17 protein-coding genes and 6 tRNA genes are annotated in these 24294 nt (G+C 47.3%); 20 read left to right on the top strand and 3 right to left on the bottom strand.

The window, feature by feature from the left end:
* Nucleotides 1–372: 372 nt before the first annotated feature.
* Both H8J70_RS10505 and H8J70_RS10500 read left to right on the top strand, forming a co-directional pair.
* A complete protein-coding gene (locus H8J70_RS10505; protein WP_186504245.1) occupies nucleotides 373–1629 on the top strand; it encodes an MFS transporter in 1257 nt (418 codons plus the stop codon).
* 84 nt (nucleotides 1630–1713) lie between these two features.
* A complete protein-coding gene (locus H8J70_RS10500) occupies nucleotides 1714–3126 on the top strand; it encodes an FAD-binding oxidoreductase (protein WP_186504244.1) in 1413 nt (470 codons plus the stop codon).
* 46 nt (nucleotides 3127–3172) lie between these two features.
* On the opposite strand, the gene H8J70_RS10495 is transcribed toward H8J70_RS10500, so the two are convergent.
* Nucleotides 3173–4081 carry a radical SAM protein gene (locus H8J70_RS10495; RefSeq protein ID WP_186504243.1) on the bottom strand — a complete coding sequence of 303 codons (909 nt, stop codon included), beginning with the start codon at nucleotides 4079–4081 and terminating at the stop codon, nucleotides 3173–3175.
* A 129-nt stretch (nucleotides 4082–4210) separates the two neighbouring features.
* Nucleotides 4211–6097, bottom strand: a complete 1887-nt coding sequence (locus H8J70_RS10490) for a carbon starvation CstA family protein (RefSeq protein WP_186504242.1) — start codon at nucleotides 6095–6097, stop codon at nucleotides 4211–4213.
* Nucleotides 6098–6690: 593 nt separating this feature from the next.
* On the opposite strand from H8J70_RS10490, the gene H8J70_RS10485 reads away from it, so the two are divergent.
* The 11 genes from H8J70_RS10485 (at nucleotide 6691) to H8J70_RS10435 (ending at nucleotide 12486) form a co-directional block, all read left to right on the top strand.
* The gene (locus tag H8J70_RS10485) at nucleotides 6691–7791 is read left to right on the top strand and encodes an iron-containing alcohol dehydrogenase family protein (RefSeq protein ID WP_186504241.1); all 1101 of its coding nucleotides are present in this window, start codon (nucleotides 6691–6693) and stop codon (nucleotides 7789–7791) included.
* A 161-nt stretch (nucleotides 7792–7952) separates the two neighbouring features.
* On the top strand, nucleotides 7953–8948 hold the full coding sequence (locus tag H8J70_RS10480) for a nicotinate-nucleotide--dimethylbenzimidazole phosphoribosyltransferase (RefSeq protein ID WP_186504240.1): 996 nt from the start codon (nucleotides 7953–7955) through the stop codon (nucleotides 8946–8948).
* 17 nt (nucleotides 8949–8965) lie between these two features.
* Nucleotides 8966–9994 (top strand): nickel pincer cofactor biosynthesis protein LarC, encoded by a 1029-nt coding sequence (larC, locus tag H8J70_RS10475; protein WP_186504235.1) that lies wholly within the window; start codon nucleotides 8966–8968, stop codon nucleotides 9992–9994.
* A gap of 252 nt (nucleotides 9995–10246) precedes the next feature.
* Nucleotides 10247–10321 (top strand) — tRNA-Gly (locus H8J70_RS10470).
* Between the two features lie 5 nt (nucleotides 10322–10326).
* Nucleotides 10327–10402, top strand: a tRNA-Asn gene (locus tag H8J70_RS10465).
* 3 nt (nucleotides 10403–10405) lie between these two features.
* Nucleotides 10406–10479: transfer RNA gene (locus H8J70_RS10460), tRNA-Gln, on the top strand.
* A gap of 8 nt (nucleotides 10480–10487) precedes the next feature.
* Nucleotides 10488–10563: transfer RNA gene (locus H8J70_RS10455), tRNA-Lys, on the top strand.
* Between the two features lie 17 nt (nucleotides 10564–10580).
* Nucleotides 10581–10655: transfer RNA gene (locus H8J70_RS10450), tRNA-Glu, on the top strand.
* An 8-nt stretch (nucleotides 10656–10663) separates the two neighbouring features.
* Nucleotides 10664–10739: transfer RNA gene (locus H8J70_RS10445), tRNA-Val, on the top strand.
* A gap of 236 nt (nucleotides 10740–10975) precedes the next feature.
* Nucleotides 10976–12004 carry a phosphate acetyltransferase gene (pta, locus tag H8J70_RS10440; RefSeq protein WP_186504234.1) on the top strand — a complete coding sequence of 343 codons (1029 nt, stop codon included), beginning with the start codon at nucleotides 10976–10978 and terminating at the stop codon, nucleotides 12002–12004.
* A gap of 62 nt (nucleotides 12005–12066) precedes the next feature.
* The gene (locus tag H8J70_RS10435; protein WP_222433683.1) at nucleotides 12067–12486 is read left to right on the top strand and encodes a VOC family protein; all 420 of its coding nucleotides are present in this window, start codon (nucleotides 12067–12069) and stop codon (nucleotides 12484–12486) included.
* A 41-nt stretch (nucleotides 12487–12527) separates the two neighbouring features.
* Here H8J70_RS10435 and H8J70_RS10430 read toward each other — a convergent pair whose 3' ends face one another.
* Complete coding sequence (locus tag H8J70_RS10430; protein ID WP_186504233.1) at nucleotides 12528–12968, bottom strand: hypothetical protein; 441 nt, start codon at nucleotides 12966–12968, stop codon at nucleotides 12528–12530.
* A gap of 514 nt (nucleotides 12969–13482) precedes the next feature.
* Here H8J70_RS10430 and H8J70_RS10425 point away from each other — a divergent pair.
* From H8J70_RS10425 to H8J70_RS10395, 7 genes are all read left to right on the top strand, one after another.
* Nucleotides 13483–15357, top strand: coding sequence for a Dam family site-specific DNA-(adenine-N6)-methyltransferase (locus tag H8J70_RS10425; RefSeq protein WP_222433682.1), 1875 nt, complete (start codon nucleotides 13483–13485; stop codon nucleotides 15355–15357).
* A gap of 9 nt (nucleotides 15358–15366) precedes the next feature.
* Nucleotides 15367–17091: an AlwI family type II restriction endonuclease gene (locus H8J70_RS10420; RefSeq protein ID WP_186504232.1), complete on the top strand. Its 1725-nt coding sequence runs from the start codon at nucleotides 15367–15369 to the stop codon at nucleotides 17089–17091.
* Between the two features lie 1061 nt (nucleotides 17092–18152).
* Nucleotides 18153–19208, top strand: coding sequence for a phage replisome organizer N-terminal domain-containing protein (locus tag H8J70_RS10415; RefSeq protein ID WP_186504231.1), 1056 nt, complete (start codon nucleotides 18153–18155; stop codon nucleotides 19206–19208).
* Between the two features lie 408 nt (nucleotides 19209–19616).
* A complete protein-coding gene (locus tag H8J70_RS10410) occupies nucleotides 19617–20810 on the top strand; it encodes a CaiB/BaiF CoA transferase family protein (protein WP_186504230.1) in 1194 nt (397 codons plus the stop codon).
* 21 nt (nucleotides 20811–20831) lie between these two features.
* Nucleotides 20832–21590 (top strand): hydroxymethylglutaryl-CoA lyase, encoded by a 759-nt coding sequence (locus H8J70_RS10405; protein WP_246415348.1) that lies wholly within the window; start codon nucleotides 20832–20834, stop codon nucleotides 21588–21590.
* A gap of 156 nt (nucleotides 21591–21746) precedes the next feature.
* Nucleotides 21747–23006, top strand: coding sequence for an SLC13 family permease (locus H8J70_RS10400; protein WP_186504229.1), 1260 nt, complete (start codon nucleotides 21747–21749; stop codon nucleotides 23004–23006).
* 158 nt (nucleotides 23007–23164) lie between these two features.
* Entirely contained in the window at nucleotides 23165–24211 is a 1047-nt protein-coding gene (locus tag H8J70_RS10395) for a sigma-54-dependent Fis family transcriptional regulator (protein WP_186504227.1), read from the top strand.
* Nucleotides 24212–24294 lie beyond the last annotated feature (83 nt).

Below are 24294 nucleotides of genomic sequence, written 5' to 3'. Positions count from 1 at the left end.
GTTCGATTAGAGATTTTCCTGGTTTCCATCGGACATAACCTCTATAAATATCACAATAAAAAACTACGCTTGCAGAAATCCGCATAAACTGTAAAAATACTGCTTTATGGGGAAAGGGGCTTTGCGCCCATTTTTCAAAGGTCATTCTCTAAAAAAGGAAAAAGAGCATGAAAAAAAGGAAGTGGACAAAATGCTTTCGCATTTTGTCACACTCCCTTTTTTTTATCCTATAGGCAAACGAAGTGGGCAGGAAAGAGAAAAAGTGTAAAATAAATTCGAAAAAATTGAATAAAAAACTATCATTCTAAAAAGATCAGTGCTATAATAGGGCATAACCTTTATAAAAATTCGTTAAAAAAGAAGGAATTATCCATGAATATTCAAGAAAGCGTATTCAAAAAACTATTTGGCCGCCTCATGCCACTCATTATGTTCCTGTATTTCCTTTCCTTTGTCGACCGGGCGAACATCGGTATCGCCTCGCTGACCATGAATCAGGACCTGGGCATCAGTGCCGCCGCCTACGGCTTTGGCGCCGGTCTGTTCTTCGTCGGCTATTTTCTCTTTGGCCTGCCGAGCAACATGATCCTCGCCCGTTTGGGCGCGCGCAAGTGGATTGCCACCATTCTCTTCGTGTGGGGCCTCATTTCGACGAGCACCATGTTCGTCCATAATGCCACGGAGCTGTATATCATACGCTTTCTCTTAGGCGCCGCCGAAGCAGGCTTTTATCCCGGCATCATTTACTACCTGGATCACTGGTTCCCCATCATGGCCAAAGCCCGGGCCTTCAGCTATTTCCACATGTCCCTGGCTATTTCCATGTGTATCGGCAACGTCGTCAGCGGCCTCATCCTCGGCATGGATGGCCTGGCCGGCCTGACAGGCTGGCAGTGGGTCTTTCTCTGCGAAGGCATTCCGGCCGTCCTCTGTTCCGTCGTGGCCTACAAGGTTCTCCTCGATTCGCCGCGCGATGTCCATTGGCTCACAGCCGAAGAAAAGGACTGGCTCATTGAAAAGCTCTCGAGCGAACGGGCAACGAAGGAAATGGGCAGCGCCTCCCTGTGGGATGTCTGTAAGAAACCGCAGGTATGGCACTTCGCCGCTATTTATACGACTCTCAACATCGGCTTTTACGGCATCCTCTTCTGGCTGCCGCAGATCGTCAAATCCATGGCCGGCACGAACGATATGGTCACGAGTATCCTCAGCGCCATTCCCTGGATTACGGCTATCATCGTCATGGGCATCGTCGCCGGCTACGCCGACCGCTCGCCAAAGAAGAAAAAATTCATTGCCGTGCCGATTTTCATCGGTGCCCTGGGTCTCCTGGCCGGCACGTATTTCCACAACCTGCCCGTACTGGCCCTGGCCTGTCTTTCCCTCTCCACGGCGTGCTGCGAATGTCCTGTAGGCCCCTTCTGGACCTTGCCGTCGCGTATTTTCGACGGCCTCACCGGCGCCGCAGCCATCGCCATCATCAACGCCATTGGCAACCTGGGCGGCTTCTTCGGCCCGTACCTCTTCGGCCTCGTGTCGACGGGCAATAACTACAACATGGGCTTTATTGTCCTGGCCTCCATGATGATCCTCTCATCGGCCCTGGCCATGCTTGTCAAAGAAAAATAATTAGTCTATTATATAGAGTATGTATGCGGCGCCGGTTGGACCAACTGGCGCCGCCTTGTAAATCATGCGAAGGGAGTTACAGTCATGTACACATATCATAAAATCACTCCGGAAATCCTGGAAAAGTTAAAGGCCATCGTCGGCGCCAAAGGCGTCTCTGCCGATCCGGACCGCCTCGTTGCCTACGAACGGGATGAAGGCGTAGAACGGGAATTCTTCCACCTGCCCGACGCCGTCGTCTATCCGGCGACGACTGCCGAAGTCGCGGCAATCCTGCAGCTGGCCAATGAAGAGCTCATCCCCGTCATTCCCCGCGGTGCCGGTACGGGCCTCGAATTCGGTGCCGTAGCCAACCACTATGGCGGCATCATCCTTAGTACGGAAAAAATGAACCGCATCCTCGAAGTCAATGCGGAAAAAATGTATATGATTGTCGAACCGGGCGTACGCACAGAAGACGTGCAAAAGGCCGCAGGCGAAGTGGGCCTTCTCTATGCCGGCGATCCCTGCAGCGGTGATTCCTGCTTTATCGGCGGCAACGCCGGCACCAACGCCGGTGGCAACCGGGCTGTCAAATACGGCACCACGCGGGACCAGATCTACAGCGTCGAAGTCGTAACGCCTACAGGCAAGATAACGACCTTAGGCAGCCGCCTGAAAAAGGTTTCGACAGGCTATCCCCTGGAAAAGATCGTCATCGGCTCTGAAGGTACCTTGGGCATCATTACAAAGCTCGTCTTAAAGCTCGTACCCTTGCCGAAGTGTTCCGTCAACGTCCTGGCTGTGTTCCCGACCGTCGACGAAGCCATGTCCATCGTCAACGCCCTGCCCAAGGCCGGCATTGAACCGACGTGCCTCGAATTCATGGACGACGATTCTGTCCGCGTCACAGAAGACTTTATCGGTGAAAAGCAAAACACCGGCACGGGAGAACGTAACTACATGATCATCCAGGTCGACAGCAACGACGAAGACGCCTTAGATGACCTCTGCGTCGATTTGGACGAGCTCTGCCGCGCCCACGGCGCTGTGGACGTCTTTGTAGCTGATGCGGAACGCATTTGGAAGGTCCGCAAGAACTTCTCCGATGCGTCTACGACGGAATGCCCCATCATGGTCATGGAAGACTTCGTCGTTCCTGCCGATGAACTGGCGAGCCTCTTAAAGGCCCTGGAAAAGATCAGTGCCGACCAGCACGTACCGGTCCGCTCTGTCGCTCACGCCGGCGATGGCAATCTCCACCTGGATATCCTGAAAAAGGGCATTGCCGATGCCGACTGGCCGGCTAAGGTAGACGCCTTTGAAAAGGCAGCCTACGAAGCCGTATACGGCCTGGGCGGCCGTATTTCCGGCGAACACGGCATTGGCGAAAAGCGGAAGGATCTCATGGTGACCTACACAGACCCGGTCGAACTGGAACTGATGAAGGCCGTCAAGAAAGCCTTCGACCCCAATAACATCCTCAATCCGGGGAAAATCTTCGAATTAGACGACTAAACGACAAAAGACCTGCCGCTGTATGGCAGGTCTTTTTTGTTGGCTCTTATTTTGTCACACCCGTGCCGTCAAAGGCAGGGATGAAGCTTTCACTGGCACTGTCCTTTTCCTGGACAAAGCCGTCTTCAATACCGCTTTCAAAGAGGTACTGTTCTGCTTCGTCGTATTCTTCGTCCGACAAGGGCCGGTTGATTTCCGGGAAGCGGCACGCCTGGCCGTGCGGGACGTACTGGCGCATGAGGCTGAAGAGGACCTGGCCCTCTTGGAAGTGGCCGGCTACCCAGTCGATGACGCGCTTCGTATTCTCTACGTGGCCCGGCAGGATGAGGTGGCGGATGACGACGCCGCTCTGGAGCATACCGTCGTCATCAAGGACGTAAGGTCCGGTCTGTTCGTACATGGCCAGAATCGCCTGCGTGGCTACATTGGGATAGTCTGCGGCACCGCTGTAGCGCTTGGCAATGGCACTGTCGAGATATTTCAGGTCCGGCAGGAAAATCTGTACCTTACCCCGTAGGGATTCAATCGTTTCTACCGTTTCGTAACCGCCGCAGTTGTAGACGACCGGTACGGAGAGGGGTTCAGCCAGGCTGTCGCGGATGGCCCGCACGTACGGCGTCGGCGTGACGAGGTTGATATTGTGGGCACCCTGGGCGATGAGGTCGCCGTAAATCTGGCGCAGCCGTTCCACCGTCACGACCGTCCCGGCGCCGTCGCGGCTGATTTCCGAGTTTTGGCAAAAGACACAGCACAGGTTGCAGTGCGAAAAGAACACCGTACCCGACCCTTTTTCACCGCTAATGCACGGCTCTTCCCAGAAATGGAGGGCCGCCCGGGCCAGCATGGGCTGCAGCGGACTATGACAATAACCTGACAGAGGACGGCCTGTGGGCACGTCCGGACGGACGACGTGGCAATGGCGGGGACAGTCGTCACAGGGCTGTAAGATATCCATAGGTAAGATCTCCTTTGTTGTAGTTGGCATAGTTGCATTATAGCCGTCTCTGTGCGGCCTGTCAAAAAAAGCTCCCGGCCTGATGACCGGGAGCTTTGGCTCACGTACCGCATGGGTAGTGATGATTAGTTAAGCTTTTTTGAATTCTTTGCACGTCATTTCAGCAAAGCGTTTTGCTCTTTCATCCGTAGCAACTAATTCCTGCAGCTTCTTCAAGCCTTCTTCTTCTACACTGGCTGTCGTCGTGTAGCTGGCCGGAACGGTCTTAGACAATTCCAGGCACTTGAGGAAGGACCCGATACTTACGATAACAACCAGGATCAACATGATGGCAGATACGGAGAAGAGGAGAATTTCACCCTTCGGCCAGTAAATGTTGAACATGTTGAGGAAGTCAGCCCAGAAGATTACAACCGTCAGGAAGGCCCAAGGAATACCGGTTACCCAGACATAGCGGGCTTTACCCATGCTGCAAATAACAACGGAGCTGATGGCTACGGTGATGATAGCCAGTAACTGGTTCGATACACCGAAAATTGGCCAAATCGTCGACAAGTTACCTTGCAAGACGATGTAACCCCATGCACCGGAGATCAGAGCGGAAGCGATGATAGCGCCCGGAGTCCAATGGGGATCGCCGAACTTCGTCCATACGCGGCCGATGAGTTCCTGCAGCATGTAACGGCCAACACGTGTGCCGGCATCGATAATCGTCATGATGAACAAGGCTTCGAACATGATGCAGAAGTGATACCAGTAGTTCATCAAGCTTTCCAGACCAGGAATGTTAGAGAAGATGAAGGCCATGCCTACTGCCAGGGAAACAGCGCCGCCCGGACGGTGAGCAACGTTTTCACCAACCATCTGGCTCAACTGCGGCAGATCGACAACCTGCATATTCAAGGCATTGAAATGTTCAGCCGTGGAGTTGATAGCAAAGTAGTCGGCCGGAACAAGGGACGTAGCAGCGATGAGAGCCATCATAGCTACGAAGGATTCCGTCAGCATAGCGCCATAGCCGACAGGAACGATAGAACGTTCATTCATCAGCATCTTCGGCGTTGTGCCTGTAGAAATCATAGCGTGGAAACCGGAAACGGCGCCACAAGCGATGGTGATAAAGATGTACGGCAGAACCGGACCGGTAATAACCGGGCCACCGCCAGCACAGAACTGCGTCAAAGCCGGCATCTGAATGGTCGGTCCAACGATGATAACGCCAATAGCCAAGGCGCCGATTGTACCGATCTTCATGTACGTGGAGAGGTAATCACGCGGTGCCAGGAGCAGCCATACAGGAAGAGCTGCAGCGACGAAACCATAAATGATAAGAGCAACGGAAATACCAAACGCGCTAATGGTGAACAGCGGCGCGAGTGTAGCCGAATGCTGTACCCACGGGCCGGCAACAACGGCGAGCAACGTGAGGACAACACCGATGATCGTGCCTTCCTGGATTCTGCCAGGACGGAGATACTGCATGTAAATACCAATGAAGATAGCGATAGGAATCGTCATGCCGATGGTAAAGGTACCCCAAGGGCTGTCATGCAGGGCGTTGACGATAACAACAGCCATCCCAGCCATAGCTAAGATGTTCAGGAACAGTACGGCGAAAGATGTAGCCAGGCCGACCTTGTCACCAATCTGAGCTTTAGCGATTTCAGCGATGGACTTGCCATCGTAACGCATGGAGCAGAAGAGGATAACACAGTCATGAACTGCACCGGCTAAAACACCACCGAGAAGAATCCAGAGAGCACCTGGTAAATAACCGAACTGAGCGGCAATAACAGGGCCTACGAGCGGACCGGCACCGGCGATGGCAGCAAAATGATGACCGAATACGACGTATTTATTAGTCGGTACATAGTCATGACCATCTTCAAAACGGAAGGCCGGAGTGACGTTGTACTGGTTGACCGTTAATACCTTGGCACCGATAAAAGCGCCGTAGAAACGGTATGCCAGTACGAATACTAACGCGGAAATAATAACAACAAACAAACCGTTCATACAAAAAACCTCCTTTTTTAAAATAGTAGCATTACTCTTTCTATACACAGCATAAAACTGTGGACTAAAATGAAAAATAAGGATTACGAAAGAGAATACCCTGCATCATGCTTATATTGTAATTCTTTATTATAAAAATAGCAAGCGTCATTCTCTTACAGATGGACAAATGGAGAGTGATTGTCCATTAAAAGTAATGTGCCCATTGCAGAATATACAGAAAACGTAAATCCGTACCGCATAGGTACTACATGCGACGCATATGCTATGTGAGAACTACAATAGGTGTATATATAATGATTATAGAGAATATTATACATGCCAAAAAAATATAGTAAAAGTACAGTGACAGTTTACAGGCTGGAAAGGGCGAAAGAGAACAAAATGAGATGAAACGTTTAAGTAGAAACGGACAGAATAGTTGCACTTTTCGCAACTTTTACATAAGCAAAGAATTATGGTCACATTAGCTGTAAATTTCATTCATGAACATAAGTACTACGAAAAATTTCTCTATGTCATAAGCCGTGCAAGTATGGTATAATAATTCCATACTTGGGAACTATTGATTATCCTTAAAGGGGGTTATATGTATGTCCAAATCTGATTACACACTCGTATTACCGGCCTATACCGTAGGCGCCAATGCCTATGACGCTATTGGCAAAATCACACGTCCTTTCGGTAAAAAGGTCGTCATCATCGGCGGCAAGACAGCTCTCTCCAAAGCGCAGGATGCCATCCTGGCAGCTATTAAAGATACTCCGCTCGAAGTAGTCGGCACCCTGTGGTATGGCGGCGACGCTACCTTTGAAAACGTAGATATGCTCCTGGCCAACCCTGCGGTCCAGCAGGCCGACCTCATCTTTGCTGTCGGCGGCGGCCGCGCAATCGATACCTGTAAGGTCGTAGCTGATAAAGCCAACAAGGCCATCTTCGCCTTCCCGACGGTTTCCTCCAACTGCGCACCGGTTACGGCTATTTCCGTTATGTACAAGGCTGACAAATCCTTTGCCGGCTACTACTACCTCGATCAGCCGCCCGTTCATACCTTCATCAACATGACCATCATTGCCGATTCGCCGTACGAACTCTTCTGGGCCGGCATTGGCGATGCTATGAGCAAGGAATGCGAATGCGAACTCTCGAGCCGCAAGGGCGAAATGTTCCACACCGTCGAAGTCGCCCGCGCCCTGGCTACGGTCTGCACGAAGCCCCTCATTGCCTATGGCGTAAAAGCCCTGGAAGACTTCAAAAAGAAACAGGTTACCTTCGAATTGCAGCAGGTCGTCCTGGACATCATCGTCAGCACAGGCCTCGTTTCCAACTGCGCAACTGACGAAACGGAATACTATTACAACTCGTCCGTAGCCCACCTCTTCTACAACTCCTCGACCGTACTGCCGCAGTCTGTAGAAAAACACCTCCATGGCGAAATCGTTTCCTTCGGCGTCCTGGTCCTCCTGACTTACGACAAACAGTTCGAACAGCGCGACAAGCTGGCTGCCTTCTACAAGAAATGCGGCTATCCGACGAAGCTCTCCGACCTCGACATCAGCGTCGACGAAGTCGATAAGATCGTTGCCAAAGGCCCCGATGCCCGTGAATGGACGTGCGTACCGGAACCGATGACGGCAGAAATCTTCAAAAAAGCCATCTTGGATGCCAACGAATTTGGCGAATCCCTCAAATAAGAACGTATATAGAAAAATAAAAAAAGCTGCTCCGTCGTGGGCGGCTTTTTTTATCTGCTTTTTTACGGGTCTATGGGGGATAGGGGGATAGAGCAGGCTCCAGTATATGATATAATATAAAGCATACGACATAAGACATACAACCGAGAGGAGACGGATATATGGACGAAGAATTGCAGCAGTTTATTTCCCTCGTCGAAGGGGCGGACGTGCTGGTGCAGGAACAGTGCCGCCAGCGTCTGGCTGCCAGCGGTACAGCTGATGCGACCGTGAGCCACGTAGCCGAGCGCATTGCCGGTATTACGGGCACACTGCAGCCGGAGCCGCTAAAAAAGGCCGTCGTCCTGTTTGCGGCAGACCACGCCGTAGACGGCGGCAAGAATGAATCAAAAGGGAAGAACAGCAAGGCCGACGCACTGGAAATTGCCGGCGGTAAAGGGGCCATCAACAAGGTAGCCCACCGCGTCAACGCCGGCGTACTCCTCCTCGACCTGGGCCTGGAAGAGGATATTCCTGAAAGTATGGGCGTACAGGACCTGAAGGTCATGCACGGCAGCCATTATTATGGCAACGGCCCGGCCATGACGGAAGACGAAATGCTCGACGCCTTTTATAGCGGTATCCAGATTGCCCAAAATCTGGCCGATGAAGGCTACACGGCCATTGGCCTGGGCAACCTCGGCGAACGGGCCCTCCTGACGGGCTTCATCGTGACGGCTGCCTTTTACCGTCAAAAGCTGGCAGGCCTCCAGGGGACGCTGCAGGAACGGAACCAGGTGAAGATGCTCAGCGCCATGCTGCGCACACACGGCCTCGATGCGGCGCAGCCTATGGAGCTGCTGCAAAAAGCCGGCTCGCCGGACATTGCCGCCATGACGGGCTTTATCTTATCCGCTGCCCAGCGGCGCATGCTCGTCGTCTTTGACAACGGTGTCACCGGCGCCGCCGTCTTATTGGCCCACGCCCTGCAGGAAAAGGTGACGGACTTTGTCTTCCCGTCGGCAGCCTACAACGAACCGGTACACCAAATGCAAATGACCTATTTGCAAATGCATCCCTTGCTGACCGGCGCCGGCAAGGACGATCAGGGTATGGGCTCCGTCCTGGGCCTGTCCCTCCTCGATGCGGCTGTACAGCTCATGCACGATAAATTATAGGAAATGGAGTGTAAATCATGAAAACCTTGTATCTCGATTGCTTTTCCGGCATTAGCGGCAACATGTTTGTCGGTATGCTCATTCAGGCCGGCGTGCCTTTTGAAAAATTTAAAGAAGCCATGGGCCAGCTGGGCTTAGACGGCTACTCCCTGGTCTGTGAATCGGTCAATAAGCTGGGCATCCAGTCTATCTATTATAATGTCCGCCTTGATGCGGAACAGGACCACGACCATCAGCACGCTCATGACCATGAACATACGCACGATCATGAACATACGCACGAACATGACCACGAACATGACCACGAACATGACCACGACCACGAACATGACCATGACCATGAACACGCTCATGACCATGAACACGACCATGAACACGCTCATGACCATGAACACGACCATGAACACGCTCATGAACACGAACATCATCACAATCATGACCATGTTCACGCCGACGCACAGGCAGCTCCCCATGTCCATGGCGCAGCGGGCCTGGTCGATTCCACAGGCCATCATCACCACCATCAGCACCGCGGCCTGGCAGATATTACGAAAATCATCGAAGCGTCGCCCTTCTCGGACGATGTAAAGAAAAAGAGCCTCGCCGTCTTTGGCGCCCTGGCTGCTGCCGAAGCCAAGGTCCATGGCGTCCCGGTAGAGCAGATCCACTTCCATGAAGTAGGCGCTATCGACTGCATCCTCGACATCGTCGGTACTATTTGGTGTCTCGACTACTTGGGCATTGAACAGATCGGCGCGTCGGCCCTCCATACGGGCAGCGGCTTCGTCCGCTGCGCCCACGGCATCATGCCCGTACCGGCACCAGCTACGGCAGAACTGCTCGCCGGCCTGCCCTATTATTCTACGGATATCCGGGGCGAACTGGTTACGCCTACAGGCGCAGCCCTCGTCAAGACCCTGGCTGCCTACACAGGCCCCCGTCCGGCTTCCTTTATCCATGAAATCACAGCCTACGGCGCCGGCACAAAGGACCTCACCATCCCCAACGTCGTACGCGGCTTTATCGGCGAATGCCCGGCCTTCTAAGGGCCTTTTCAAGGACTTGTACGGTTCTCGTAGTAGCTTCCAACTGGCAGCACGGCTGGAAGTTACTATGGGAATTTACAAAACTTATATTTTTTGTAAAAAATCTATTGACATATCTGATAGGGTTTGGTATTATAATCAAGTGTTCCGACGGACACAGCGCAAGACCATCAAGCGAAAGAAAAACTTCAAGTTTTCAAAAAACTTGTTGACAAGCTGATGAAGATGTGCTAAAATAATTTTCGTCGTCATGCGGAAGTAGCTCAGTGGTAGAGCACCACCTTGCCAAGGTGGGGGTCGCGAGTTCGAGCCTCGTTTTCCGCTCCATTTATTCCTCAATAGCTCAGTCGGTAGAGCAATCGGCTGTTAACCGATTTGTCGTAGGTTCGAGTCCTACTTGAGGAGCCATACAGGGGTATCGCCAAGCGGTAAGGCAACGGACTCTGACTCCGTCATCGTTGGTTCGAATCCAGCTACCCCTGCCAAATTTTTTGATCCACTAGCTCAGTTGGCAGAGCACCTGACTTTTAATCAGGGTGTCCCGAGTTCGAATCTCGGGTGGATCACCATATTCATCCTTTTGCATGGCCCCTTGGTCAAGTGGTTAAGACACCGCCCTTTCACGGCGTGAACGTGGGTTCAAATCCCGCAGGGGTCACCATTTTTTTTGGGCGATTAGCTCAGCTGGGAGAGCGCCTGCCTTACAAGCAGGATGTCAGCGGTTCAAGCCCGTTATCGCCCACCAAAACTCTTTACAAGTCTGCGTACCCTAACCGGTAGGCAGACTTTTTTTGCATCCCCCTGAAAGAGGGCGCAACACTGCGGAAAAACTGTCCTGCAGGCCTGGTGAACTAATACGTTGTACTTTTCTTTTTGTCATGCAAAATATGTGTAAAACCCTTTTGATTTGCATCATATTTTGTACTATAATAGACGTGGAACGTTTTAAGACCATCTAGTATCCATAAGGAGTTGTTACACATGAGATTTACAGAAGATTTGAAAGCTCGTGTTTCCAAAGCACAGAAGAAAATCGTACTTCCGGAAACCAATAGCCGTCGTGTCCTGAAAGCTGCTGAACGCGTTTTGGCAGAAGGCTACGCCCGCATTATCCTCGTTGGTGATTTGAGCAAAATCAAACAGGATGCTGCCAAATTCCAGATCGATCTGACAGGTGTTGAAGTTTTGAATCCTGCTACATACTATCGCATGGACGAATTGTGCCAGTACTTCGCAAAACGCCGCGAAAAGAAAGGTATGACCGTAGAAAAAGCCCGCGAAATCATGATGACCAACTACACCTTCTTCGCAGCCGGCCTCGTTGCCATGGGCGAAGCTGACGGTGTTGTTTCCGGTGCCGCTACGACTTCCGCTGACGTTATCCGCGCCGGCTTACAGGTTATTGGACCCCGTAAAGGCAACAAGACTGTATCCAGTGCTTTCATTCTTCTTACCAATACTCCGCAGTACGGCGACAATGGTATCCTCGTACTCGGTGACTGCGGCGTTATCCCTTATCCGACAGCTGACCAGCTCGCCGATATCGCTTGCATCTGCGTAGAACGTGCCCGCAGAACCGTTCAGATGCTCAACCCGAAAGTTGCTCTCCTTTCCTACTCCACAAAAGGCTCCGGCTCCGGCGAAACGGTTGACACGGTCCGCCAGGCTGTAGAAATCCTGAAAGAACGCAACGTAGACTTCGACTTCGACGGCGAACTCCAGGCTGACGCTGCCCTCGTTCCGGAAGTTGGCGAACACAAAGCACCGGGCTCCAAAGTTGCCGGCCATGCCAACATCCTCATTTTCCCGAACCTCGATGCAGCTAACATCGGTTATAAGATGGTACAGCGCTTTGCGAATGCCACTGCTCTTGGACCTTTGGTTCAGGGCCTTGCAAAACCGATCCTTGACCTTTCCCGTGGTTGCTCCTCCGAAGATATTGCTGACGTAGTAGCTGTATGCTGCTCCGACGCTATCACGACGGACATCCTCGCTAAAGAAAACAACTAATTGCAGTACACGAGCACGATTCGCCCAGGCGGATCGTGCTTTTTTTGTAAGGAGGTGTTCCTATGCAGCACACAGAACCTGCGCCTATTACGCTGAAACGGCTGGACCATCTCGTCCTGACCGTCGCCGATGTAGAAAAGACCGTCGCCTTTTACACCAAAGTCCTGGGCATGAAAGACGTCGTTTTCCACGGCACGCGCCATGCTCTGGTTTTTGGCGGGCAAAAAATCAATCTCCACGAAAAAGGCCACGAATGGGAACCGAAGGCAGAAAAGCCTACGCCCGGCTCGGCTGACCTGTGCTTCGTCACTGACGACACCATAGAAAACGTAGAAAAACGGCTAAAAGCGCTGCACGTACCCATCGAAACAGGGCCCGTCCAGCGTACCGGCGCCCTAGGCCCCATCCTTTCCGTCTACATCCGCGACCCGGACCAAAACCTGATCGAAATCAGCCACTATCTCGCCAGTATCATGAACTAAAGAAAAAACGGCAACGAAGGAAAGGCCTCGTTGCCGTTTTTTTAGTTTTTGATACGCTGCCGTTTATTGCCGACGACAAAATAACGGGCAATACTGCGGTAGACCATGAAGGTGAAGAAAAAGAAACCAAAGAGAAAAATCAGCGCATAATCGAGAGACAAAGGCTGGTCCTGCGTGTAATAATACGCACAAATCAGCGTCAGGATCAAACTGCCATAAAGGGAAATGAGAACGCTCTCCGTCCGCTGTCCCCGGTCGCGCATGGAAAAAAAGGTACGATAATGAATGCAGAAACCAACCGTAGAAGCCAGGAGCGCCACCACTACGGCGCCGATCGCCAGCAGGCTAAGCTGGAAATATAAAGAAACCATGAGCAGAACCATCAGAAAAAACGTACTCAGGAAAATAAACTCCTGCCGGCGTATATCCTGTTTATCCTCGGCCTCGTAATCTAAGGGTGTACGATGGCGTTGACGGGCCATGTAGAACACCTCCTTCCTAAATAAAGTGCCATAATTGCTATTATTATAGCATATCCCCCAAGCCATGCGGAAACATTACGAAAAACAGTCCGCCGCAGCATGCATTGGCAGGGGGATTTTTTGTGCTTTTGGAACGAGTGATAGACAAATGTATGTCTGATTAGTGATGTGAAAAATGTAGTAGGATGGGCGTATGTCTGGCATCACCATGAGACGCGGGATGTATCAGCTGTAGGGCAGGTTTACAGGCTGGGCTGAGCTACGGGGAGAATTCACTGAAACAGGCTTAAAGATAGAATAACTGACATATGCTATGGAGATTATCTGCTAAATCTGATAAAATATAATATTATGTAGCTGAATTTATGGAAAATTTGTTGAGCTCCGTTCCTGTGCTCCACACGGGGTGGAGTTTTTTTATATAAAAGAATAATTAAATATAAAATACGACACTAAAATCTTCGTCTTGCTATAGATTGTTCAATGAATTTAAACGCTAAGAGGAGTAATTATATTGAAGGATGGCAAACTTACTGTTATGAAACCAATTATGAAATGGGCAGGCGGTAAATCTCAATTGCTTAAGGAGATAATACCGAGAATGCCAGCATCTTACAAAAAATATATAGAGCCTTTTTTTGGTGGAGGAGCACTTTTTTTTGCCATTAACCCAGAACATGCCATTATTTCAGACAGTAACCCAGAATTAATAAATGTTTACACTGAAGTAGCTAACCATGTGGATGAAGTCATAGAAAAACTGTCCCTTTACAAAAATACAAAAGAGCTTTTCTATGAAACTCGTAAAATTGACTGGAATACCTTAAGTCCAGTAGAGGCCGCAGCAAGAACTTTATTTTTAAATAAGACATGCTTTAATGGACTATATCGCGTGAATAAGAAAGGAGAATTTAATACACCATATGGGCGTTACAAGAACCCGACAATTTGTAATGCCGACCATTTACGAGAAGCTTCAGAAATTCTTCAAAAAGCGACGATTATCTGTGGCGACTATATTGATGTTTTAGAGCAATATGCAGAAAAAGGAGATTTTGTTTTTCTTGATCCTCCATATGTCCCTGTATCAGAATACGGTGATTTCAAAAGATATACAAAGGAACAATTCTATGAAAAAGATCAGAGAAACCTTGCGGAAGAAGTTGTAAGACTAAGAGATAGGGGCTGTTATGTTTTGCTTACCAATTCCAATCATGAGTTGGTACATGAATTGTATGGAGACTTCAATATTGATGTGATCAAAACGAAACGGTCCATATCATCAAAAGGTAGCGCAAGAAAAGGGGAAGATGTGATTGTTAAGGCGTATCCTGAGAAAAATTTAATTAAGACTTCTGATGCGGTATTAGAACAAATTCAACGCTATCCGGCAACCCGCTTCATGGGTTCGAAACAGAAACTTTTAGATAATATTTGGGATGCTGCATCAAAATTCCAATTTAATACGGTATTAGATTTATTTTCTGGTTCGGGCGTAGTCAGCTATATGTTCAAATGTCACGGAAAACAGGTTATCAGTAATGACTATATGACGATGTCTTCAACTTTTTCGAAAGCTATGGTGGAGAATAACCATATAACCTTATCTGAATCTGAAGCCATAGAACTACTTAATGATCAGGGAATCGAAGATCACTTTGTTGAAAAAACTTTTAAAGAGCTATATTTCTCAGATGAAGACAATCGCTTGATTGATGCTATTAGACAAAATATAAAGAAAATAGATGATGAATATAAGCGTGTGATAGCTATGTCTGCTCTGATTCGTGCATGTACTAAGAAAAGGCCTAGAGGTATATTTACCTATACAGGTAGCCGATATGATGATGGCAGAAGAGATTTAAAAATTTCATTAAAACAGCAATTTTTGGAGGCAGTTGTAGCTGTAAACGATGCAGTATTTGATAATGGAAAAAACAATAAAACCTGTTGTCAGGATGCTATGAGTAATTTCAATATACATCCTGATCTTGTATACATGGACCCACCCTACTATTCACCATTATCAGATAATGAATATGTGCGAAGATATCACTTTGTTGAAGGGCTAGCAAGAGATTGGAAAAATGTGGAAATCCAGGAGCATACCAAAACAAAGAAATTTAAATCTTACCCAACTCCTTTTTCAAAGAAAGATAGTGCTTACAGTGCGTTTGATCAGCTATTTGATAAATATAAGGATAGTATCTTAATCGTATCTTATTCTTCCAACTGTCTTCCGACACAAGAAGAAATGATCGGGTTATTAAGGCAGTATAAGAAGAATGTAGAAGTAATACCTGTTGACTATACTTACGGATTTGGAAATCAGAAGTCAGCAAAGACACATAGAAATAACGTGCAAGAATTTCTGTTTATTAGTTACTAGGAGTGTATTATGATTGATAAATCAGAAAATATAAATATCTGGCTTATAGGGAACACGGGGTTACGTAATCCTGCCCGTATTCAAGATGGGTTTAAAGTGTATGCCAGTTCTCCTTATGTTGGAAAGCTCCATGGACATGAGAACGAATTAGGCTTTATGGGCTATTTGAATTCAAATGGTATCATTCATAATGAGGCTGGTAAGGATAGCTCCGGAAGCCATGCCAGAAAATGGCGTCTCATGTTTGCCAGGTATGGATTTATTTATGATCAATATAAAGGTAAAGATAAATATCTTCAAGATTTATTAGGACCAGTGGATGAAATAACACCTTTCGGTAAAATATTTTTAAAAGCCGATACGGTGCCGGCTATGCAGGAATGTTTTTTAAGATCGCTTAGCGTTGAACAATATGCATTACCGGATGGAACTGCTTTGTTTTCTCCGTTTAGATGGATTTTGGCATTAATGCTAAGATTAGAGGAACGTACTGGCTCCTCAGAGTTATCGAGAATAGAATTTGCTCTATGGGGACAAACGACAAATCCGACGTATGATTTGGATGAAGTTGTTGACCATATACTGGATTTACGTAAAAAAAGAAAAGCATCTGTTGCCAAAAAGAAGTTTGATCGCTCTGTAATCCGTGAACGAGGTGCTCATTATTCTAAAAAATCGGATAACTTTAAGGATTATTGCGATATGAATATGAGATATCTACGGATATCAGGAATTATTCAACGAAAAGGGCGGGGTATTGTTATTGTTCCATCGAAGCGGTTAATTGCTGAAAAGATGGCGAAAAGTACAGCGTCAGATATTTCTATTGCTGATGAACTAATAACACTTACAACGGGAGCCCCATTACCTACCGATGATGCAGAAGTAGCACTGAATGTACTAAACGAACTGAAAAAAATCCTTAAGGACCGCCATATCGTATACGATATTTCAGATCTTCCACTCAATACGGCCATAGAAATTAATATTGCACGCAGACGCTTAGAAGAACTGTTATTTCAAACTGATGAAATTAATTATGCCTCAGAGCAAAAGGATAAATGGCGTGAAATCGCAGCTTACATGGAGTTACTCATCCATGGAGGTGGTAAAAAGGAATATGATGAAGATTATGTCATTGAAGTTCCTAAGGACGAAATGCCAGCCTATCTTGAATGGACGCTTTGGAGAGCGGCTCTGGCTATTAATCATATGGTTAACAAGCCATATGAAGTTAGAGGGTTCAGACTGGATTCTGACTTTTTTCCAGTCTCTGCTGCAGGTGGCGGCAAGGGTGATCTTTACTGTGAGTTTCCTGATTTTACTATTCTTACAGAGGTTACAATGTCAAGCTCATCACGTCAAGAAGCTATGGAAGGAGAACCAGTTAGAAGACATGTGTCTGATGCGGTTTTAGCTTATGATAAGCCTGTTTATGGGTTATTTATCGCCATACGCGTGGATACAAATACCACTGAAACCTTCAGGCATGGAATATGGTATGCTAAAGGTCCAGTAAAACAAAGATTAAATATCCTTCCGTTGACGCTGGAACAATTCCGTAAATATTTTATAGCCATGTTTCAAGGTAATGATGTATATCCGGATCGGCTTGTTGATTTAATAGAATGCTGTGAAAAAGAACGAGATAGATGGGATGCACCTCAATGGAGCGAATTTATCAATCACCGTGTTAATGTATATGCTGCCCAGATTGACCATAGAGAAAGCTGATTGAAAGAATCTTAATGGATTCAACATGTAGTAATATTATTTTCGCCTAAGACCTCTTGAAAGATACCTTTCAGGAGGTCTTTTTTTGACCGAATAAACGAGAAGTATCAGATCTTCATTGCGCCTAGGGATTGAGCGGAGGTAGCCTGTCTTATCCGCTGATTAAAATTTGAACCACGCGGTAGTTAAAAAGTGAGCCACTTCAGCAGCATATGTGAAAATTCCGGCTTATGGAAATCATTTGTTAATCCTACTCGTAATTGGAAGTGTAGTTAACGGTACTAGTATTGTTCTGTAAGATCGACGTGTAAAAGTTTTTATGTACAGAATTAGTCGTTGTATGTGTGCAATTATTTGTCACGATTTGACAAATAATTATGGCAATACTAGCTCAATAAATTACTATAAGTATGTATCTGTTTTGTTGCATAACTTGTCACATAACTTGTCGCAACAATTGCAAAACTTTGACCAATCCCAGGCACAAAACGTTGCACTCTTGCGTCACTCTTGCGTCACTTCTGCGTCACTTCTGCGTCACTGGTACCGCCTGGCTGTGACAGTAGCCAAAAGGCAGCAAACCCCTGATTTTATCGGCTTTCCAGCCGCCCCGTTCCTGCCTGAAGGAGCGGTTTTTTGTATCGTTTCAAAGAAAAAATCATATAAAAAATAGAGACAGAATAGGAATAAGAAGAGAATAAGAATAAGAGGGAGAGAAGAAAAAGAATAAGAAAGAGAAAAAGAAAGAGAAAAAGAAAGAGAAAAAGAAGGAGAGGGAGAAGAGATAGGAAAAAATAACAAAAGAATAAAACAGAGGGAGGAAAACAGGAGAACGGACATAAGTATAAATTATTTATAAAATATTGCCGTTTTTGTTTCCAAAATCGCTTTCAGAATCCCCCCTATATAGCAAGGGGAAATTTAGGCCTGCAAAAAGGAAAAAGTTTAAACATTTTATAAACAATGCGAAAAAACGCCGTTTAGGCGTTACAATTTTGAGTTCAGAATTGCCCTATATTATAGAGGGGTAAATTTTCAGACTGTTTAGGAGGTACGTTCTCATGTCCAAAAAAATCCACTGGTTCAAATTTCATATCGAGTTGTTGAACGATCCGCGCATTCTCTGCTTAGCCGCTGAACGCAACGGTGAAGCCTATTTCTATTTCTTCCTGCACCTCATCAAGCTGGCCTGCGTCTTGCGCGATCAGGGCTACGTCTATGCCGTCAAAGGCAAAGCCATGACGGCCCGGCAGCTCGCCATAGGCTACCACCGCAACGCCCGCTTTATCGGCAAAGCCCTGGACCTGCTGGAAGCGTACGAACTGATCCAGCGGGACGACCAAGGCGTCATCAAAATCAACCGCTGGAACGAACTCCAAGGCATTGATGCGGAAAAAGACACGACAAAACCAGCCAAGAAAAAGAAAAGCACCGCTCAAAAGGCAGCACCTGAACAGACAGTACCGGTCTGCCCCAAACCCGGCGACCACGACGTAACCGTCATCCCCATAACAGCCTTAGAACACGCCTATGACGCCTCACACAGCCCGTCTGAACCGGAATCGGACAGAGAACCCGTACCCATGGACCATAGCCAAAACGAAACCACACCAGACGCTGACACAGACAGCATCTGCCCGGACTATGCCTGGCACGAAGGCGTCCCGGACGACGACACAGCAAGCGAATACCCCAACTATACCTGGGACGAAGGCGATCCGGATGACTACACAGGAAGCGTATACCCTGACTACACGTGGGACGAAGGCGAATCGGACCTCTACAGCCAAGCGACGCACCCGGACTATGGCCAAAATGAAGCAGAACCAGAAGCTGACACCAAAACAGCATCACCAGACCCAGAAAAAAGCGAAGCCGTACAAGCCTACATAAAAGCCTTCGGCTCCATTACGCCCGAAACAGCCAGGGACCTCATGGAACTCGAGCAAGAAGAAGACTCCTTCTACGTAGTAGGCGCCACGTGGATCGCCTCCTACGGCGGCCACGACAGCGTAGACTACATAGCAGGCCTCCTTGAAAAAAATAAAAGAAGAAACCAGCCTGGCAAAGACGCACTACGCCCCAACGGCGACAGCCTCGGACTGATAGCCGGCTAGGAGGCTGCTGTATCTATGAGTATCTGTCATATAGGAGCAGAAAAATTCGGAATGACCAGGCCTCTGTAAAATAAATTTTTTACAGAGAGAAAATGTACTTTTTTGTATCGGAAAAAGTGAACAGATTCATACATAAAACAGCAACAATGGAGGGTTGGTTACAAAAAATGGGATAAGTTCTTTATCTTTTTTATGAGAGAAATACCCAATTAAGTGTTTTGTTAAAATCAATAAAATACAAAAAGAATCAAAAACGGACAATGATTAAATACAATACAATTTTACCGTAAGAAGAAAGTACGATACAATACAGCCAAGTCAGCCAAGACCTTAGGCTGAGCGTATGCACGAAGAGGTCAGTATGCATTTATTTGTAGTCGTTATTTTCTAAAAGAAAGGTGAATACGTATGGGTAAAGGAATTCTTGATGGTGTAGTTGTATTGGATTTAACGCGTGTATTAGCAGGTCCCTACTGTGGTATGTTCTTAGCCGACATGGGCGCTACGGTTATTAAAATTGAACGTCCTGGCAAAGGCGATGACAGCCGTGCCTTCGGTCCGTTCTTAAATGAACAGAGCTGCTATTTCATGAACCTGAATCGTAATAAATATGGCGTTACATTGAATCTGAAGGAACCGGAAGGTAAGGAAATCTTCAAGGAAATGGTAAAGAAAGCCAACGTAGTCATTGAAAACTATCGTCCTGGCACGATGAAAAAACTGGGTCTCGATTATGATGTATTGAAGGAAATCAACCCGTCCATCATTTATGGTGCTTGCTCCGGCTTTGGCCAGTATGGCCCGTACAGCCAGCGCCCCGGTTATGATATCATCGGTCAGGCCATGGGCGGTCTCATGAGTGTAACCGGCTGGCCCGGTGGACAGCCTACCCGTTGTGGTACAGCTATGGGCGACGTTCTCGGTGGCTTAAGCCTTACGGTTGGTGTTTTAGGCGCCTTAGTACGTCAGGCTAAAACCGGTCAAGGGGAAATGGTTGATGTCGCTTTGGTCGATTCTGTCGTTTCTTCCCTGGAAATCATTACACAGATCTATTTGGCTAGTGGCCGTATTCCGGAACGTATTGGTAACCGTTATGAATCGACCTATCCGTATGATTCCTTCATTGCTAAAGATGGCAGCGTCATCATCGGCTGTGGCAATGATAAACTGTGGAAATTGATGAGCGCAGAAATGGGCCAGCCTGAATTGGCCGATGATCCTGCGTATAAGACCGTAAAGGATCGCGTTGCTCATCATGAAGCACTGAAAGTAATCGTAGAAAACTGGACAAAAGACCAGACTGTCGACGAAGTCGCTGACCGCCTGACAAAAGCCGGTGTTCCTTCGTGTCCGATTATGACTATCGACAAAATCGTCAAGGATCCGCATATTGCCGATGCCCGTAAGATGTTTGTTGACGTAGAACACCCCGTAGCTGGTCATACGACATTGACAGGCGACCAGATCAAATTCAGAGATTGGGAACAGAACGTTCGTATGCCGGCACCGACACTGGGACAGCATAATGCAGATATTTATGGAAAGATGTTGGGCCTGACAGAAGAACAGCTGAAAGAGCTGAAAGAAAAGAAGGTTTTGTAATCTCTGAAGGAGGCTGCTTGTATGGAAAAAATCGATATTTATGAAGTCGGCCCGCGTGATGGCTTTCAAAATATAAAAGAGTATATTCCTGCCGAAGATAAACTGGCCGTTATTGATGGCTTAGTCAAGGCTGGTATCAAACACATTGAAATTACGTCCTTTGTTTCGCCTAAAGCGATTCCTCAGCTTAAGGACGCAAAAGAAATTGCCCGCGTTTGCTTAGAAAAATATCCTGATGTCGATTTGATGGCCTTGATTCCTAATCTGAGAGGTGCCCAAACGGCTGCAGAAGTGGGAATCAAGCGGGTTGCTTATGTGGTTTCTCTCAGTGCCAGCCATAATAAGGCCAATATCAATCGCACGCATGAACAATCCTATGAAGCGTTGAAGGAAATCATGACGACTTATCCCGATATGGATATTGTATTGGATTTGGCAACGACCTTTGGCTGCCCCTTTGAAGGAAAATTCACGGTAGAACACATCGTCGAATTCCTGGATGCGTACGTCAAATTAGGTGTAAAGAACGTTTGCCTTTGTGATACAATAGGTATTGCTAATCCGGGACAGGTGAAGGAAGTCGTTACGGCCGTAAAAGCTGCCTATCCGCAATTGGATTTGCAGGTACATATTCATGATACACGCAATATGGGCGTAGCTTGTACCTTGGCAGCGATTGAAGCAGGGATCACAAAGGTTCAGTCTACCTTGGGTGGTTTAGGCGGGTGCCCCTTTGCACCGGGCGCATCGGGCAACTTGGCGACGGAAGACATGGTATAAATGTTGAATGAAATGGGCTACGAAACAGGTGTAGATTTTGAACAGGTTTTGAATTTAGCAAAAAAAGAAGTCCAGATAATTCCGACGGGTGTCTACAGTGGTCACCATATCCATATTGACCAGACATCAAAATGTTTCCGGTAGGAGGGGAATACTATGGATATCAAAATAGCGTTATTACTTGTATTACTCCTTATCATTATTATCGGCTTTGTGCGCAAGATAAACATCGGCTTGCTGGCTATCGCCGCTGCATCCATCATTGCCTACGGTACAGGAACATTCAAGGCCAAAGATGTTATTACCGGTTTTAACTCGTCCCTGTTTATTACCTTAATGGGTATCACCCTGTTTTTCGGGGTCGTTGCATATAATGGGTGTTTGGAGCTATTACTCAAAAAGATTACCAGTAAGTTTAAGAAGCAAGTTTGGTTTATCCCAATTCTCCTATTTCTCATCGGTGCTGTAATTGCCGGGATTGGCCCGGGCTGTGTACCGGCCTTGGCCTTTGTTGCTGCACTCGGTATTCCCTTGGCACATCAGACGGGATATCATCCAATTATGCTGCTGATTATCGGTGAGCTGGGTACCTTTACCGGTCGTTTTACAGCAATTACGCCAGAAGGTGTCTTGATTTCTTCTATTATGGGGCCTGCAGGCTATACGGACTTGGCTGTAACCATGGTAGGCGGCTCGTTCATCGCTGTAGCTCTCTTGTCAATCATTGTCTTTGTGTACTATAAGGGCTATAAGGTAAAACCGGCCGCTGTATCACAGGAAGACGAAAAGATTGAAAAGTTTACTGGTCCGCAGATCATTGCCTTGCTGAGTATCTTGGTCATGCTGATGGGTGTTATCTTCCTTAATATGAACGTAGGTCTGGCTTCCTTCATTGTAGCTGTTTTCCTCTTGCTTCTCAATATTGGCGATTCCAAGGTGGTTCTGCAGAGAATTCCTTGGGATACACTGGTCATGGTTTGTGGTGTCGGCGTCTTGGTTAAGTTCATCATCAGCTCTGGCGGCATTGCCCTTATCGCTTCTGTTCTGGCTTCTGTTATGTCGCCTGCTACGGCTGCTGCCATTGCCGGTGGCTCTGCTGGTGTCTTGTCTTGGTTCAGTTCTGCCATTGGCGTCGTATTCCCGACGATGATGCCGATTGTTGCCGGCTTGGCTGAAACCGTTCCAGGTGCTCCGGTTGAACAGATGGTCACGGCTATTGGCATTTGTGCCGCGTGTGCAGGCTTAAGCCCGGCTTCTACAGGTGGTGCCATCATCATGAGTGCGTACCAGGGCGATGCAGAATACGCGAAAAAGATCAGCTCCAATAAATTGTTTGTTGAACTCTTCGCTTGGTCTGTATTCTGCGTGGTATTCGATGTATTGCTGGCGCTGATCGGTGCCTATGGAATCTTTTGATAGAAGGTTCATTAAAATCGCATAGTTTTATTTAAAATAAAAACTCCTCCATGTATAATAGAGAGTATCAAACCTTTATTATACATATGAGGAGTTTTTGTATCCCTGGCTGGCATTAGGCTAAGGATACGGATTTTACTACGCGGATGGTGGAAAACGTGAAGATATTATTTATTGCTCCGTCTGAATTACTGGCTACACGGGCTGAAGAAATTATTACGAAACGGAACTTAGACGTCTGTGTGAAGGTAGGAGCTGTAGAAAAAGCGAAAGAAATTGCGACCAGAGCCATTCAATCGGGAACCAAAGTGTTGATCAGCCGTGGCGGTACAGGCGCTCTTTTACGAAAAAATTTTGATATACCGGTTATTACTGTCAAATTTTCCAGTGGCTGCTATATTGAGGCCTTTGAAACAATACGAAATATAAAAGGTTCGATTGCTTTCTTTTCTGTCGAAGAGATTCAGGGCAGTGTAAGAACTCTTTGTTATTTAATGCATGTTAAGGCTACGTATTACCGCTTTCATGATGAACAAAGTGCCGAAGAAGCTGTAAAAAAGGCTATCCAGGATGGCAATGTATTGGGCGTAGGCGGTACGGTAACCCGGGAATATGCCAGACGCTACCGTTTGGATTATATTACCCTGGAAAACGCACAGGAAGATATTGAAACGGCGCTAGATTCAGCCCAGCAAGCCCTGTCGTCCCTGCTGTTGGAAGAAACGAAGCGGAAAGTGTTACAAGTACAATTGCGACGCTATGAAGCTATTTTCAATTATACCCATGATGGGATTATTGCCATTGATAAAAACGGCAAGGTCGAAGTCGTCAATAAGCAGGCAGAACGGATTCTGCCTTTGAAAAATAAACCCTATGAGGGAAAAGATATAGAAGATGTGTTGCCTACGACACGGCTGAAAAGTACCTTAAAAAGCGGCGAAATGGAAATTGACGAATTAATGAAGGTAGAAAATGCCATTATCAACACGAACCGTATTCCTATTCTTATTGGCGATCAAATTGAAGGCGTCGTAGCTACCTTTAGGGATATTGAATCCATTCAGATTACAGAACAAAAAATACGCAGTAATCTGCATAAACGCGGCATGGTATCACGCCATCGATTTGCCGATATTATAGGGGAATCAGACGCTATAAAAAAGGCCATCTGCACTGGTCAACAAAACTTGGACACTAAAATCTAAAAAATTAGAATCAGAAATATAATTTGACGCAAAGTTGAACAGTACTTTTTAATAAGTTGGACACTGCCTGAGGTAAGACTTTC

The sequence above is a fragment of the Megasphaera hominis genome, from assembly GCF_014269395.1.
GTDB lineage: Bacteria > Bacillota > Negativicutes > Veillonellales > Megasphaeraceae > Megasphaera > Megasphaera hominis.
Note: the sequence above shows the minus strand (reverse complement) of the source record. Positions and strands in the feature narration are given on the sequence as shown.